The organism is Arthrobacter sp. KN11-1C (genome assembly GCF_052180225.1).
Lineage (GTDB): Bacteria > Actinomycetota > Actinomycetes > Actinomycetales > Micrococcaceae > Arthrobacter.
Genome location: NZ_CP197467.1, coordinates 2,555,346 through 2,569,847 on the forward strand (window position 1 = coordinate 2,555,346; position 14,502 = coordinate 2,569,847).

13 protein-coding genes are annotated in these 14,502 nt (G+C 61.3%); 4 read left to right on the forward strand and 9 right to left on the reverse strand.

Annotated features, from left to right (window positions below):
- Positions 1–145: 145 nt before the first annotated feature.
- Together ACSBOX_RS12020 and ACSBOX_RS12025 are read right to left on the reverse strand one after the other, a co-directional pair.
- Positions 146–457, reverse strand: coding sequence for a putative quinol monooxygenase (locus tag ACSBOX_RS12020; protein WP_442542670.1), 312 nt, complete (start codon positions 455–457; stop codon positions 146–148).
- A 421-nt stretch (positions 458–878) separates the two neighbouring features.
- Complete coding sequence (locus ACSBOX_RS12025; protein WP_442542671.1) at positions 879–1,064, reverse strand: hypothetical protein; 186 nt, start codon at positions 1,062–1,064, stop codon at positions 879–881.
- 259 nt (positions 1,065–1,323) lie between these two features.
- Here ACSBOX_RS12025 and ACSBOX_RS12030 point away from each other — a divergent pair, with 259 nt between their 5' ends.
- Together ACSBOX_RS12030 and ACSBOX_RS12035 are read left to right on the forward strand one after the other, a co-directional pair.
- On the forward strand, positions 1,324–2,898 hold the full coding sequence (locus tag ACSBOX_RS12030) for an FAD-binding oxidoreductase (protein WP_442542672.1): 1,575 nt from the start codon (positions 1,324–1,326) through the stop codon (positions 2,896–2,898).
- Complete coding sequence (locus tag ACSBOX_RS12035; RefSeq protein WP_442542673.1) at positions 2,895–3,698, forward strand: SDR family NAD(P)-dependent oxidoreductase; 804 nt, start codon at positions 2,895–2,897, stop codon at positions 3,696–3,698. Before ACSBOX_RS12030 ends, ACSBOX_RS12035 begins: the two co-directional genes overlap by 4 nt.
- A 266-nt stretch (positions 3,699–3,964) precedes the next feature.
- On the opposite strand, the gene ACSBOX_RS12040 is transcribed toward ACSBOX_RS12035, so the two are convergent.
- The 5 genes from ACSBOX_RS12040 to ACSBOX_RS12060 all read right to left on the reverse strand — a co-directional run bounded on the left by ACSBOX_RS12040 (position 3,965) and on the right by ACSBOX_RS12060 (position 9,812).
- Positions 3,965–4,699 (reverse strand): SDR family NAD(P)-dependent oxidoreductase, encoded by a 735-nt coding sequence (locus tag ACSBOX_RS12040; protein ID WP_442542674.1) that lies wholly within the window; start codon positions 4,697–4,699, stop codon positions 3,965–3,967.
- Positions 4,700–4,835: 136 nt separating this feature from the next.
- The gene (locus tag ACSBOX_RS12045) at positions 4,836–6,122 is read right to left on the reverse strand and encodes a substrate-binding domain-containing protein (RefSeq protein WP_442542675.1); all 1,287 of its coding nucleotides are present in this window, start codon (positions 6,120–6,122) and stop codon (positions 4,836–4,838) included.
- Between the two features lie 60 nt (positions 6,123–6,182).
- On the reverse strand, positions 6,183–7,211 hold the full coding sequence (locus tag ACSBOX_RS12050) for an ABC transporter permease (RefSeq protein WP_442542676.1): 1,029 nt from the start codon (positions 7,209–7,211) through the stop codon (positions 6,183–6,185).
- The gene (locus ACSBOX_RS12055) at positions 7,208–8,254 is read right to left on the reverse strand and encodes an ABC transporter permease (protein WP_442542677.1); all 1,047 of its coding nucleotides are present in this window, start codon (positions 8,252–8,254) and stop codon (positions 7,208–7,210) included. The genes ACSBOX_RS12050 and ACSBOX_RS12055 overlap by 4 nt, the downstream gene beginning before the upstream one ends.
- Positions 8,244–9,812, reverse strand: coding sequence for a sugar ABC transporter ATP-binding protein (locus ACSBOX_RS12060; RefSeq protein ID WP_442542678.1), 1,569 nt, complete (start codon positions 9,810–9,812; stop codon positions 8,244–8,246). The genes ACSBOX_RS12055 and ACSBOX_RS12060 overlap by 11 nt, the downstream gene beginning before the upstream one ends.
- A gap of 263 nt (positions 9,813–10,075) precedes the next feature.
- Between ACSBOX_RS12060 and ACSBOX_RS12065 the strand changes: the two genes are divergently transcribed.
- Positions 10,076–10,996 (forward strand): SDR family oxidoreductase, encoded by a 921-nt coding sequence (locus ACSBOX_RS12065; RefSeq protein WP_442542679.1) that lies wholly within the window; start codon positions 10,076–10,078, stop codon positions 10,994–10,996.
- A gap of 95 nt (positions 10,997–11,091) precedes the next feature.
- On the opposite strand, the gene ACSBOX_RS12070 is transcribed toward ACSBOX_RS12065, so the two are convergent.
- Positions 11,092–11,937, reverse strand: coding sequence for an alpha/beta fold hydrolase (locus tag ACSBOX_RS12070; protein WP_442542680.1), 846 nt, complete (start codon positions 11,935–11,937; stop codon positions 11,092–11,094).
- Positions 11,938–12,129: 192 nt separating this feature from the next.
- Positions 12,130–13,446, reverse strand: a complete 1,317-nt coding sequence (locus ACSBOX_RS12075) for an acyl-CoA dehydrogenase family protein (RefSeq protein ID WP_442542681.1) — start codon at positions 13,444–13,446, stop codon at positions 12,130–12,132.
- Positions 13,447–13,639: 193 nt separating this feature from the next.
- Here ACSBOX_RS12075 and ACSBOX_RS12080 point away from each other — a divergent pair, with 193 nt between their 5' ends.
- Positions 13,640–14,479 carry an SDR family NAD(P)-dependent oxidoreductase gene (locus ACSBOX_RS12080; RefSeq protein WP_442542682.1) on the forward strand — a complete coding sequence of 280 codons (840 nt, stop codon included), beginning with the start codon at positions 13,640–13,642 and terminating at the stop codon, positions 14,477–14,479.
- The last annotated feature ends 23 nt before the right edge of the window (positions 14,480–14,502 follow it).

Sequence of the window (14,502 nt, forward strand, 5' to 3'; positions counted from 1 at the left end):
GTATCCTCGAGTTGGTCCTTGATGATGCAGGGTGACACCGCCAGCTCTCGCCACCTAGGAAGGATCCAGCTGGGTTTGTCCTTGCACTAAACTGCTGGGAGAATGAAGAAGCGACCGCCCCCCAAGCCCTGCACCGACTTGGTCGTCAGGTGAGAACGCCCTTGGTGAGGTCGCCCATCGGTACGGCATCAAGAACGAAGATTTGGCCGGCGTCAAGCATGGCATCCCGCGTCAGTTCGTAGAGGCGCTGCACCGCAGGACCTGCCGCGTGGGCTTCCAGGTCTTCCCGTGTGGCCCATCGCTCAACGTTGACTATGTGCTCCCCGTCGGTATGGGCCGCGTAGAACTCGTTGCCGCGTTCGGCGTGCACATCGTGGGCAACAGAGGCGAGCGCATCCAAGCCGTCTTGCAAGCGGCCGGGCTTTGGGGTTTGAACAACAACGACGGTAACTGGCATGGCGAAACTCCTATGAAGAAAATGGGTGAAATGCTGGGAGGAGACGCTCCTCCTCGGGTGTGATCAATAATCCGATGGAAGTCCTCATCTATATCCAAGTAGGGATATCGATTGGCGGGCATGTTTAGTCATCGAATGATTGTTCGACAATGAGGCGGACTGGCCCTGGTAGGCCGGGTAGTTGGAAGGACCCTGGCCTCAGTCCTAGGGTTGAGCGCGGTGATGGAGCCGCAGAAATACCTATTACAGGCTTGGTCAGTGTCCTTTCGGTCGTGTATTTCCCGCCCCCAGACTTTCAGTCTGGTGATCGTCAGTGGGGCACGCAACGTAAATGGCAGGGATGGGTTGGGACGAGCGGGTGTGGCCGTCGACGCGCCACAGGGGCGCCTACCGGGATGCCTTCTCCGCCTAGTGTCTCTGACTAGTTGAGCTGAAATTCGATGGAAATGAAGTCCACAACGGCCGACTGTGGGGCCGCAAGAGGGTTCCGCCGCACTAAAAGCACGGGTTCGTAACGCTGGGCAGAAGCGGCATCGGCGGCTGCGGTGCCGTCGGCCGCCGCTCCAGGCTCATAGTCGCTGTAGCCCTGCCATGGTTCGGATGTCATGATTTTCCCCTTTGGTGATTGTATGACGATACTACAACAGAGAACTTCTGTGTTCTAGATCACCGTCCCAATCTTTTGGCGATCGTTCAGGGCCCGCGGCGGGTGCTTCTTGTCGCGATGCGGCCGCAGGGGTTCGCAGCCTTGCGCACAGATCTGAGCAGTGATGCGAATTTTGAAAGATTGAATGACGATATGACTAAAATATGGCAAGATCAAAGGGAACACCTTGGCTACCCGTTTGCAAGAGGAGACCTCGTCAATGAAGACTATTCCCGCATTTAGCCTGCCTGATCAGGCCGTCGACCATTTTCGCGAGATCGTGGGAGAGGACGGCATCCTGCTCAGCGACGAAGAACGTGACAGCTACCGCGATCCGTACTGGTTCCAGGAAGACCGGACCTACGATTCCTCAGCCGTGCTGTTTCCCACCTCCACTGAACAGGTTCAGGCGATCGTCCGGGTCGCCAATGAATTCGGAATCCCGCTATGGACCTCATCGCAGGGCCGCAACAACGGCTACGGCGGCCCATCCGGGCGGGTCAAGGGATCCGTTCTCATCAGTTTCCGACGGATGAACAAGGTCCTGGAGATTAACGCTGAGCTGGCCTACGCCGTGGTGGAACCGGGAGTGCGGTGGATTGACCTGCAGGAGGCGCTGAAGGAGTCCGGAAATGACGATCTGATGATCTCGGTCCCTGACATCGGCTGGGGCAGTGTTGTCGGAAACTCCCTGGACAACGGCTTGACCTACCTGCCCTATGGTAGTGACTTCATGGCACCCACCGGGATGGAGGTAGTGCTGGCCAACGGAGAGCTGCTGCGCACGGGGATGGGCGCTATGCCCGGGAACAAGTCCTGGCACCTCTACAAGAGGGGTCTCGGCCCAACGCTGGATCCGTTGTTCATGCAGTCCAACTTCGGCATAGTGACGCAGATGGGCTACTGGCTGATGCGGCGTCCGCAGGCTTACGCCCCGATGTTCCTCACCATCCCCCAGGACAACCAGCTGGAACGCGCCATAGACATCGTGCGTGAGCTGCGCCTCGACGGGGTCATCCGCGGCATGCCCAGCATCCAGAACACATTGACACTTTCGGCCCACTTCCCCGAACTGATAGGTCAGTTCGCAGGAGCCGACGGCGGATTCTCTGAGGAGGAGCTGCAGGCATTGGCGGACAAGTCTGGGGTGGGCCGCTGGGGTATGCGGCTTGCCCTCTACGGGGATGAACCGGTTGTGGAGCACCACGTAAGGCGGGTCACCGAAGCATGGAAAGAGATCGAGGGCGGCCGGGTGGATCACCACCGCACGTTCTTGCGCCATGAATGGGATGAAATCGTGGACTTCGGTGACAAGGTTCAGGCAGGAATCCCCACCCTGGAAATGCTCAACGCTATGCCGGAGCATATCGGCCACATCGGGTTCTCCCCCGTGGTGCCGATGGTGGGAACGGACGTCCGGGGAGCTGTAGAGCTCATAAAGAACCTGGTCACCGAGCGTGTGGGCACAAACTTCATTTGCGCCATTTTCCCTTTCAACGATCGTAGTTGCATTGTGGTCAGCAGCCTCAGCTTCGACACCAGGGATCAAGAACAGACCGAGGCTTCAGTGGCTGCCGCCAAGATGATGGTGGAAGAGGCCGGTAAACTGGGCTACGGCGAATACCGTGCGCACATCGATTTCATGGATCTTGCGGCTGAGCAGTATTCCTTCAACGACCACGCGTACCGGAAATTCTGCGAGACCATCAAGGATGCCGTGGACCCGAACGGGATCCTCTCACCGGGACGGCACGGCATCTGGCCGGCACGCCTGCGTCAGGAAGGCCAGTCATGAGCAAGATCGCCGGACGCACGGCAGTAGTCACCGGCGGCGCTTCGGGCATCGGCCTGGGCATTGCCCGTCAGCTCATCGCCGAAGGCGCCCAGGTGGTTCTGGCCGACATCCAGGAGGGCGCCCTTAAGGCAGTCGCCATGGAAATCGGGGCGTTTCCCGTCGTGGTTGATGTCTCCCGTGAAGACAGCGTGGCGGCACTCGCGGACTCCACACTCGCCGAGTTCGGGGCTGCACATATTGTGGTCAACAACGCCGGAGTGGGGCCCATGGCAAGGATTGCCGACCTGTCCCTGGCGGACTGGCGCTGGATGATCGACGTGAACTTGTACGGGGTCATTCACGGGGTGCACACCTTCCTCCCGATCCTCCAAGGAAACGAGTCCGGCGGGCACATCGTGAACACGGCCTCAATGGCGTCCTTCTCTCCGCTCCCAGGCCTCGGAGCCTACGCTGTGACGAAGTTTGGTGTGGCGGCTCTGACGGAAGTCCTGCGTGCGGAGCTTAAGGACGAGGGCTCGAAGGTGTCGGCCACGTTGCTGGCTCCGGGAACGGTGCACACCAATATCAAGGAAAGCCTGCGGAACCGCCCAGGCAGTGATAGCGGGGCACTGTTCGACACTGACATCGCCAAGGGTGAAGCGGCGAAGCTGCGCTGGTTGGAACCACTGGAGGTCGGCAAAATCGTCACGCGGGCCATCCGCAACGATGATGCCTATGCGTTGACGCACCCTGAATGGTGGCCGATGGTGGAGGAACGGAACGAGCAGATCAAGGCCGCCTTCGGCAAATACGCAGAATAGCAACCAGGGCAGTCAGGCCGGAAGCCGCAATGTGGTTTCCGGCCTGACTGCTTTGTCGTGAAGCCAGTCCCAGGGAGTGGTTGAAATTGCCTCTGGGCAGGACGGCCGGTTTGTTCTTGGATTCCAAGGGTTGCACCCCCAACTTCACCATGATCGCCTAAGAAGCACCTGTCCCCCGCGGATGGCTCAATTGCGCCGATCGCCCCGTTCACGGCGGAGACGGCTGCCTCACACGCAGCCGTGTCTCCCCGCCCGGAGGAACACCGCTACATGACGTAGCCGCCGTTGGGCGACAGCGTCTGGCCGGTGAAGAAGGCGGCTTCGTCACTAGCCAGGAAGAGGATGGTGTTGGCCAGCTCTTCCGCGGACGCCGCGCGCTTCATTACTCCGAGGTTGACCACGGCGTTCCTGAATTCCGGGTCCGCAGGCAGCATCGGCGTGTCGGTGGCCCCGGGGGCAACTGCATTGACCCGGATGTTGTCGGGCGCCAGGAGGGCGGCGGTTGCCCGCGTCATTCCCAAAACTGCGGCTTTCGACGCCGGATAGGCTGCGGGCAGCGGGAAGTTTGCCAACGCGCCCACGCTGGAAATGTTCACGATGGACCCCCCGCTGTCCCCGTTGCGCCGCATGAGCTTCGCCGCGGCACGTAGCGTATAGAAGCTGCCATAGAGGTTGACCTCCACCACACGTGCAAAGTCTTCATCGGTGATGTCTTCGATGTCCGCCGGCCCTGCCGATATCCCGGCGGCGTTCACCAGGACATCAAGACGGCCGTGTTTCCCTTCAGCCATCTCAAAGACCTTGTTGACCTCCGCGCTCTTGCTGACGTCGGCGGCCGCCGGTGTGACATTGGCCAACCCCCCCAGAGCGGCAAGCGTCCTTTCGAGGTCGAGATCGAGGGCAACCACGTGGGCGCCCTCATCTACAAATCTCCGGACCGTGGCCAGGCCGATTCCCGACGCCGCCCCCGTTACCAGGGCCACCTTGTTCTTCAGGCGCATGACGTTCCCTTTCTTACTGATAATGCTTGGATGTCCAGTTGGAACGTCAGGGCGGCGGCTCCCCTTCGTTCAGGGAATCCGCCGCCTGGCGTCTCTTCGGTACGGCCAACGAAGCTGGGCCCGTTGAGGAACTTTGTTACTTAGCGAAGAACTTCTTGAGGTAGTCCTGGAGCATCCAGGGTTCGCCGTCGCGGATCTCCAGCGGGGAGGAGGTGTCGGCGCCTTCTGCCATGTAGGTTTCGAGGTTGGCGCTGCTGATCATCGAGGGTTGGCGAGTTATCGTGCCGACGGCGGGTCCGTCACCGGCCATTGTTTTCATGGCGACGTCAAACATCGCGGCTGCCTCCTGGGTTCCGTTGCCTCCGGTTCCCGACGTGTCATAGCCGTTCTCCTTGTGCGCTTTGTCCCAGTAGGCCAGGGATGCTGCCGAGGCGCCCGCGTCAACCACCTTGGGCATCGGGCGGCCAGTCTGTTCGAAGGCCGAGTAGACCCCTGAACCCATGGTGCCGATCTGGACCACGGCATCGATCTGCTGAGGGTGGCTGGCCAGGAACTGCAGCATGGCCGACTTCGTGGCCGCGGGGACGAAGTTGCCCACCACTTCTCCAACGACGTTAATGCCGGGGCATTTGGCCATTACGGCCTTGGCGGCGTCGAAGCCGTACTGATCCGTCGGGAGGCCAGGGATGCCTCGTACAATCACGACGTTGCCCTTGCCGCCGAGCTGCTTCATGACCTCAGCTGTGGGCTTAGCGAGGTTGAGGTAGGAGTTATCGGTGACGTTGATTGCGTACTTGGACTTGATGGTGGACGAAAGCGTAATGGTGGGGATTCCTTGTGCCCCAGCTTGGTTGACGACGTCGATCATCGCGTCACCGGACAGAGGTGAAGTGAGAATGACGTTTACGCCTTCACGGACCAGTTCCTGGTAGCCGCGGATCTGTTCGGCAGGAGTCATGGTTGCCGGGTCCGGAAGGATCCTTTTGACGAGCTCTCCTTGAACCAGGCCCTTGGCCTTGGCTTCAGCGAAGCTCTTATCGAGTTGGGCCACCACCGCGGCGCCGAAGGGGTTGGCCGGTGGGAGGTAGGACAGTCCTACTTTGATGGGTCCGTTCGCTTTCGCCAAGTTCTTCCAGGCGCTGGCGGGGATCGGCTCCGGATAGCCGTTGTACGCTGCCTGCACGTCGGCGGGCAGTGCAGCCACGGCGCCGTCTGGATCCTGCACAGGAACCTGAGGAACCGTTCCGCATTCGCCCAGCTCCGCTTGGGATGCTGGAGTGGCGGCGCCCGCTGGCGCTCCTCCGGGAGTGCTGCAGGACGTTAGTGTCAGCATCAGTGGAACGGACAGCACCAGGGCTGTGCGGGCCAGGACGCCCCGCGTGGTGCCGGAGTTGCTGCCGGCAGGGTTGAAAATGGAACGCATGGGTTCCCTTTCTGTGGTGTGGGATCAGGCCGGCATCAATGCCGGGCTGGGCTGCTGAATCTAGACTTGGTCGCGCAGCCGGCGATCGCGGCCGTAGACGGCCATGGCTGCGAGGATGATGAGGCCATACAGGATCTGCTGGTCTGCCCCGGTGAAGCCCTGACCGACCAAGACGGTGGTCAGCACGGTCAGCAATAGAACGCCGACGGCGGTGCGGGTGTAGTCGCCCGGGCCGCCAAAAATGGTTCCGCCGATGATGACGGCTGCGATGCTCTGAAACAGGTACGGGTTTCCGAGGGTGGAATCGACATTGCCGGCAAACCCGGCGAGGAAGACGCCGGCAAAAACTGAGGCGACGGCACTGAATGCAAATGCCAGCACCCACACCCGGCGGGTATTGATGTGCACCAGTTGGGCCGCGCGGGGGCTGGCGCCTATTGCCATGAGCCGGCGGCCGGGGACGGTCTTGTGGAGGAAGAGGGCCGCCAGGACGATCACCGCCGCCCAGACTACGACCAGTGGTGGGACCGGGAGCCCGAAGGTTAGGGTGACGGGTGAGGTCATCTGGGAGAGCCATACCGGCGCTCCCCCGCCGAACTTGCCGCCGGTCTGGAGCTGGGCGACGCCCAGCGCGATGGCTCCCATGGCGAAGGAGACGATGATGGGATGCACCATGAAGCGATGGCAGAGGTAGCCGACGACAGCACCCAAGATGGCAGCTCCCACGAAGGCTATCGCCAGGGCAATGCCAAACGGGATCTTGTTCGCGGAGGTCAGCTGCGTGACTATGATGGCGCCGGCGACGATGAAACCGGCGACAGACAGGTCGATGCCTCCAATGAGGACCACCACCGACTGCCCTAGGGCGGCGATTCCCACCAGTGCGCTGAGGATCAGGATGGATTTGATGCTGGTTGCGTTGCCAAACCCTGGCAGGGCTGCCAGACCGTAGCAGAACACCGCCGCCAAGAGAAACAGCTGGACGAAGGGAAAGCGGCGTTGAAGCCTAACGAGCCGCTCACGGATACCTGGCTTGTCGGCAGGGCCCAGCAGGGGCGCCTTCTGCGGCTGCACAGTGGTTGTTGTCATTTCTTTTCCTTGGGTGAGACGGCGAGGACGGCGCTGAACACGACGGCGACGAGGAGCAGGAGGCCGTAGATGATCTGCAGCCAGATCTGCGAAACCTGCATGACACCGAGCATGCTTTGCAGCATGTAAATTGCGGCTGCCCCGATCAATGCGCCGAGGATGCCGCCCCTGCCGCCGGCCAAAGCGGTCCCGCCCAACGCGACGGCGGCAATGGCAACCAGCGTGTAGGACGTGCTGGTGCTGGCCACGGCCGAACTGACCAGCCCAGTCAATGCCAGTCCTCCCACCGCTGCGAATGATCCGCCCAGGGCGTAGGCGCCGACGCGGATACGGTTGACGTTCAAACCGGCGGAATAGGCGGTGATGTCGTTGCCACCCACTGCGTACAACATTCGTCTGAAGGGCGTGCGTGTCAGTGCCAGCCAGATGGTGACGGGGATAAGGATGCTGATGATGCCGCCGGGAATGGGTCCCCACGATCCGCCGAGGTTTTCCAGCCACGTTCCACTGATGCCCACCGGGAGGGGGGCAAGCTTCAGATTCACGCCGCTGATGATGAAGAACATGGACAAGGTGACCACGATCGGCTGCAGGCGAAGCACCACGATGAGAAGTCCGCTGAGGGTCCCCACTGCCGCACCCACCAGCATCAGGATGGGCACGGCAACGACTCCGCTGAGCCCCAGCGGCACGAGCCATACGCCGAACAGGATGCTCGAAAGCGTCATGATGGGGCTGATGGACATGTCCAGGCCGCCGCGGCCGCTGATGATGGAAGGGACGCTGGCGACGGCGGCAATGGCCAAGGGCGCGAATGACGCGAGCTGATCGGTCCAGCCGAAGTTGGGCTGGATGGACAGGTTCACCACGAGGAACAGAACCGCCAGGGTCAGCGCAAAGGCATAACTGTGTGTCCGGAACAGGGACCTGATGCTTCTTCGGCGCTGTTGCGGCCGGGCCGGCGGTGCCGGCGCTCCCTGTGGTGCCGGACTGCCATCCGGTTTGCCGTGTGCTTCAACTGTGGAATGAGTGTTAGTTGGCACTGGATGCTACTTTCTCGCCGAAGAAGGCGGCAACGAGAACCTCGGGCGACAGAGCGTCGGCAATGATTTCGTCAAAGAGTTCGTTTTCGCGGAAGACCAGGACGCGGTCCATGAGCTCCACGTGCTCGTCGACTTCGGTTGACAGCATTACGACCGTCATGCCTTGTTCGGCCAGGGTGGACAGAAGGGCGTAGAGATCGCGTTTGGCGTTGACGTCGATTCCGCGGGTTGGGTCGTTGAGCAGCAGGATTGACGGATCCGAGGCCAGCCAGCGGGCGATGATCACCTTTTGCTGGTTGCCGCCGCTGAGGGTTGTGATGGCGTCGGAAGAACGGCCAAGTTTGATGTTGAGGCTTTCGACGAAGGGAGCGAACCTGGATTCGCTCCTCGACTTTGACAACCAGCCGGCCGAGGCGTCGCGGCCAGGTGTTCCGAGGGCAAAGTTCTCCAGGATGGACATCCAGGGAAATATGGACTCGGCCCTTCTCTCCCGCGGCACGTAGGCGATGCCTAGCTTTTGTGCCGACGCCGAGGTGGACACGGCCGTGCGGCGCCCCTCTTCGACTCTGGTTACTGTGCCGCCCGGTTGCTGTCCGGCGAGCAGTTTCAGGAAACGGTCCTGTCCGTGGCCTTCCAGCCCTGCCAGCCCCACGATCTCCCCGCGACGGAAAGCCACGTTGATGGGTGCGCTGCCGTGAGCCAATACGGCACCGGAGGTCTCCAGAACCACGGGGTTTTCCTGGGGGTCGCTGGTGTTCTTGATCCGCGCCGCGGGCTGAACGAGATGATCTGAACCCGTCATGAGGCGGACGAGCTCACCTTGGCTCCATTCCCCCCGCTTCAGTGTTGCCACCGTCTCGCCGGAACGCATGACTGTTATCCGGTCCCCGATCTCGTCGATCTCGTCCATGCGGTGGGTAATCAGGATCACGCCCATGCCTTCACGGCTTAAGCGGGTGACGATCCTGAAAAGGCGGGTCCTGGTGTCAAAATCCAGAGCCGAGGTCGCCTCATCCAGGATCAAAACGTCCGGCTCGCGCAGCAGGGCTCTGGCGATGGCACACGCTTGGCGGTCGCTGAGCTCCAGTTCCTCCACGCTGGCATCCAGGGACGGCGGGTTGTCCATCAGCTCCGCCAGGCAGGCAGTTGCCCGTTCCCGACGGATCTGGGCGGAAGGGCCGCTCCGGAAGAAGGAGCCGGTGCCGAGCCAAAGGTTTTCCAGCACGGACTGGGATTCGATAGCCAGAACCTCCTGGAAAACAGTGGCCACAGAATTTGCCTGTGCCCCACCGGGGTTTGCGAAGGCCGTCCCGGTACCGCGGACCTGGATGGATCCGCTGTCCGGTTTGTGGACACCGCTGAGGATCTTGACCAGGGTGCTTTTGCCGGATCCGTTCTCACCTACCAAGGCATGGATTTCACCTCTATGAAGCTCAAAGGATGCATCCCGCAGGGCGACGGTTGGCCCGAACTGCTTCGAAAGGGACTGGGCGTCTAAAAGTGATACGTACTTCGCACTGGTGCGGGGCAATGGTGCAGCATGTTCCGCCACCGACATCTGAGCTCCTCATTGAGTTCGAACTATATGACCGTATGGTCGTCATACAAAGAGTAGCTTGTGCCTCAGGTCACGTCTATAGGCAAGGGAAGGAACTGCTTCTAAGTCAGAAAACGCTTGAATATAGCGGCGCGTGGGCGAAAGGTAGCCCCTTGACAGGAGGGTGATTTGTTGCACACTATAGACTCCTCGCATGTACGATCGTCTGACGATCGCAGGCGCCCGCCGCTGTGAGAACAACGTCGTTCGAGGAGTTCAATTAGATGATTATTATTTCGGGTGCAAGTGGAGGGTTCGGCCGGTCGACGGTTAGCAAGCTCCTGGAAACGGTCCCTGCGGAGAACCTAATCCTTACTACCAGGACGCCGGAAAAACTGAGTGAGTACGCGGCGGAGGGAGCGCATGTCAGGTTCGCGGATTACGACAAGCCGGAATCGCTCGAGGAAGCCTTCGCGGGTGGGGAAAGCATGCTGCTGATCTCGACGGCGCGGGTGGGCTCCCGGGTCGCGCAGCACCGCAACGCCATCGAAGCGGCCAAAACTGCCGGGGTTGGCAAGGTTGTTTACACCTCGATCATCGGTGCCGGTGATGAGGAGAACCCGGCCATCGTGACCTTAGACCACCGGGCTACAGAAACCGACCTTCGGAATTCCGGGCTCAGGTGGAACGTCCTTCGGGATTCGCAGTATGCGGAAGCCTTGGCGGATATGGTGGCCCCGGCCGCTGTAGCCACCGGAGAATGGGCCGCCAATTCGGCTGAGGGCAAGGTCGCCCTCGTGTCCCGGGATGACTGCGTTGCCGTGGCCGCTGCCATTCTGCAGGGGGCCGGCGTCGACGACACTGCCTACAACATCACGGGCCCGGACCTGCTTTCCTACCGCGAGGTCGCAGCCATGATCTCTGAGATTTCCGGCACGCCCGTGGAATACAAGGTGCTATCTGATGATGAGAACTTCAAGCAGTGGGACTCCATTGGTGTTCCCCGGACGGCACTGGATGACATGAGCTCCTCGCCGATTCCGTGGTGCAGCGAGGACATGGTGACTTTCGGGCGCGCAATCCGGGAAGGCTACATGGCGGACATGAGCGATGCCGTGTTGGAATTGACTGGAACCCCGCCAATTTCCATGTACGAGGTCCTGAAGAGGTCATCCGTCCGGTGGCCGGCAGGCATCAGCGCCTAACCTCCCGGCATAGCCCAAAGCGCCAAAATGGTTGCCGGCCCGAGAGGGCCGGCAACCATTTTGATATGAAAAAATCTTACGCTGACCTAGCCTCCTTACGCTGACCTAGCCTCAAGGGCCGTGATCCAGCCGATTACGAGTTTCGCCGTTTCTGAGGAGTTCTTCTCAAAGATGAGCCCGTGGCCGTTGCCTTCAATGCCGCGGTCCGGGAGGTGCGTCAATTCGGCCTCCGCAGCGATGGCGGTGAGGAATTTTACCGTATCCGCTCCTCCAGGGGCCGTGGGGGAAGCACCCCCAGTAACGACCTGAATGGGGGTTCCGGACAGGCCCGGAACGCGGAAGCTGGAAGGATCGTTCTGCAGCTCTGATGGCGATTCCAGGGGCGGTTCTGTGCGCAGGGGCGCATAGGTCAGCCCGAACGGAATAGGCCCCAGACCGGGGAACTCCGCAAAAGGCGGCCCCATAGGTTCCACGGAGACAATGGCACGGACCAGGTCGGGGCGTTTGTTCGCCGCCAGCCAGCCGCCGGGCGCGCCGGCCGAATGGCTGACCAAGACCGCCGGGCCTGTGAGGTCCAGCAATTGGGCCAGCCGGTTGCCGTCGAGCTCCTGTGATTCCGCGAGGTCGGCCATAAAGAATCCCATCGCGGAATACACTTGCGCCATTTCAGGATCCCCCAGCTCGCGGCCCCACGGCCATTGGGTGTGTCCGGCCGCTGCGGGCCCTGTGGGGGCGAAATACGACTGGGCCGCCTCGAAGGGGAAGGGCGGCGCCACCGGTCCAAGGACGTCGGGGTGATGCGGTGACCTGCCGTGCCCGGGCCTGTCAACGACATAGACCGCAAATCCGGCCTGGACGAATTCGCTTGCCCACCCTGGGCGCCCGTCAGGGGTTGTCAGCCAATCAGTGCCTTGCCCGCCACCGCCATGGATAAGAATCAACGGGAGGGGCTGAGTGACTTGTTCCGGACTTTCCCATTCCACGAAGAGCGGCCCACGCATAGCAGTGCCAAAAGGCGTGGCGACCGTGTCCCCCGGGATCCAGAAAAGCCCCCGTTTGGTTGTGACGGCATCGGCGGTCGCCGACAGATGAGGTGGATTGTGGGTTGCGGTCACGAGCGGTTCGTCCCCTTGTCAGTGCTGATTGGTGGGGACGAGTCCCAGTTCAAACTGGGTCAGGGTCCGATAGGACGGCTCCCTCAGGAGGGGGTTGCGGTGTCCTGCGGCCTGTGCAAGGTCGCGGAACAGCCGCTCGAAACGCTCTCCATTCTTGGCTGCGCTGGAGCCTACATGGCGGAAGAGATCCCGCTCCACCGTCTCCCAAACCTGAAGAATCAGTTCCCGGGCGATGCCGGCCAACTTGAAATCGTCCAGAAAGGTGTAGGGCCGCTCGCCGGAAGCATTGGCGGCGGAGAGGTCCATATGCTGTTGCGCGACGTTCATCAGGGCAGCCTCGGCGGTGGCGATCTTGGTGTACGCGGAGCCGTAGTAGCGCTGGTAGTCGGGGTCCTCGAGGCGCGAAATGATGGGAGGAAGGGACGTTTTCTTCGTCCGCATCTGGTTCTCGAATTCATCCAGCGCGTTGTAGCCCCCGCCAATGACGGCAGCTGCAATGCTAAGGGTGAACAACACCAGCCCCCTGCCGGAATACATGCCGTTGCCATGGAGCCTGGAACCGACGGTCCCGCCTTCCACCGGCATATCGAGCATGTTGAAATTCTCGATGAGGTAACTCTCGGGAATGAAGCCGTCGGTGAACCGGATGCTGTGAGATCCCGTTCCCTTCAGGCCTAGCGTGTCGCCCCAGTCATCGAGCCGCTCAAACTGCTCGCGGGGGGCAACGAACATACCCATCTGCGGTGCCCCGCCGTCCTCGGCCGGCACCATGGCCTGGCCGAGGTAGTACGTGGAATACGGGATGCCTGAGCAGTAACCCACCACGCCATTGAGCACATAGCCGCCAGAAACCTTGGTTGCCGTGACTGTGGGTGCAGACGTGGAAGCGGCCCGGAAATCGTGCCGGGCAAAGACCTCGTCCTGGACAGCCTTTGGAAAAAAGCTGGCCACCTGCAGGGCGTGATTCGCCGACAAGGAAAAACACCAAGCCGTGCTCATGCAGCCGCGGGCAAGCTCGACCGTCACCTTGGCGAAAGTGGGTACGTCGACCTCAAGGCCACCGTACAGCTTGGGGACGAACATGTCATAAAGGCCGGAACCCAGAAACTTCTGATGGATGGCTTCACTAAAGAACGTGTTTTCCTCCACCTCTGCCTGACGTTCGATGAGTTCGGGCCGCATGGCAATGGCCGTGGCGACGAGATCGGCCGAGGCGGCCCTGGACTCTTGTTTCGCCGCTTCGGACGTGACGACAGTCAATAGATTCTCCTTTGTACCCATCAGGCCCCCCGTGAGGCCAGTCACAATGCTATCGCTTAATTTCCTGTCATACAATCACTCAATCCAGAGTGTGTCTTATGAGGCTTCCCGACTACCCAGTGCTGGCCAACGGAACCTTCCGTATGTATTGTCGTACGATAAGACAAAATAATCCGAGGTGGCGCCCGTCGACTGTCCGCGTTCTCCCCAGAACAAGGGCGGCGGCGCAATCCGCAAGCACAATGACGAGCAAAGGATGTGGATTCCTGTGGCATACAAGGGACTCCAAGAAAAGGTGGCCGTAGTTACAGGAGCAGCGGGCGGCTTGGGCCGGGCCACTGCCCTCAGGCTCTCCGAAGAAGGCGTCAAGGTCGTCGCCGTCGACCTGGATGCGGGGAAGGCGGAAGAAACAGCCGCATCACTGCCTTCGGAGGCGATCGGAATTGGCGCCGATGTCTCTTCCGAGCAAGGCACCGAGCACTACATTAGTGAAGCCATCAGTGCCTTTGGAAAGATAGATTTCCATCATCTGAACGCCGGTATCCCCGGGTCTTTGGCCGACTTGGTGGACGTGCCCGTGGATGAGTGGGACAAGGTAATGGCTGTGAACCTGCGCGGGCCGTTCCTCGGCGTCCGTGCGGCGTTCCGGCAGTATCTACAGACGGGCACCACGGGATCCATCGTGATCACCGCCTCGATCGCCGGCCTCCGGGGCAGCAACGATCTCCTCGCGTACACCACATCCAAGCACGGCGTCATCGGTCTGGTGCACGGGGCAGCTGTCTACGGCGGCCCGCTTGGGGTCCGGGTCAACGGAATAGCACCTGGCATTGTGCCCACCCCCATCTTTGGCGAAGCCGGCCAGGCGGACATGATCCGGCGGGCGGGAACTTCCCCTCTGCGCCGCCCGGGCACCCCGGAGGAAATAGCCGGCTCGGTAGCCTTCCTCTTTAGCGAGGACGCGAGTTACATCACCGGCGAGATCCTTTCGATCGACGGTGGGGCCAGCATCCAGAACACCAACCGCAACTCCGGCGGGGCCGGTCTTTGGAATGTTGATGTCACCGACCGTGCGCTCCTGGCCCGGCACCGCGTCTCGTCGAACTGATGCCGCGGGGGGCCTGCGTTTCG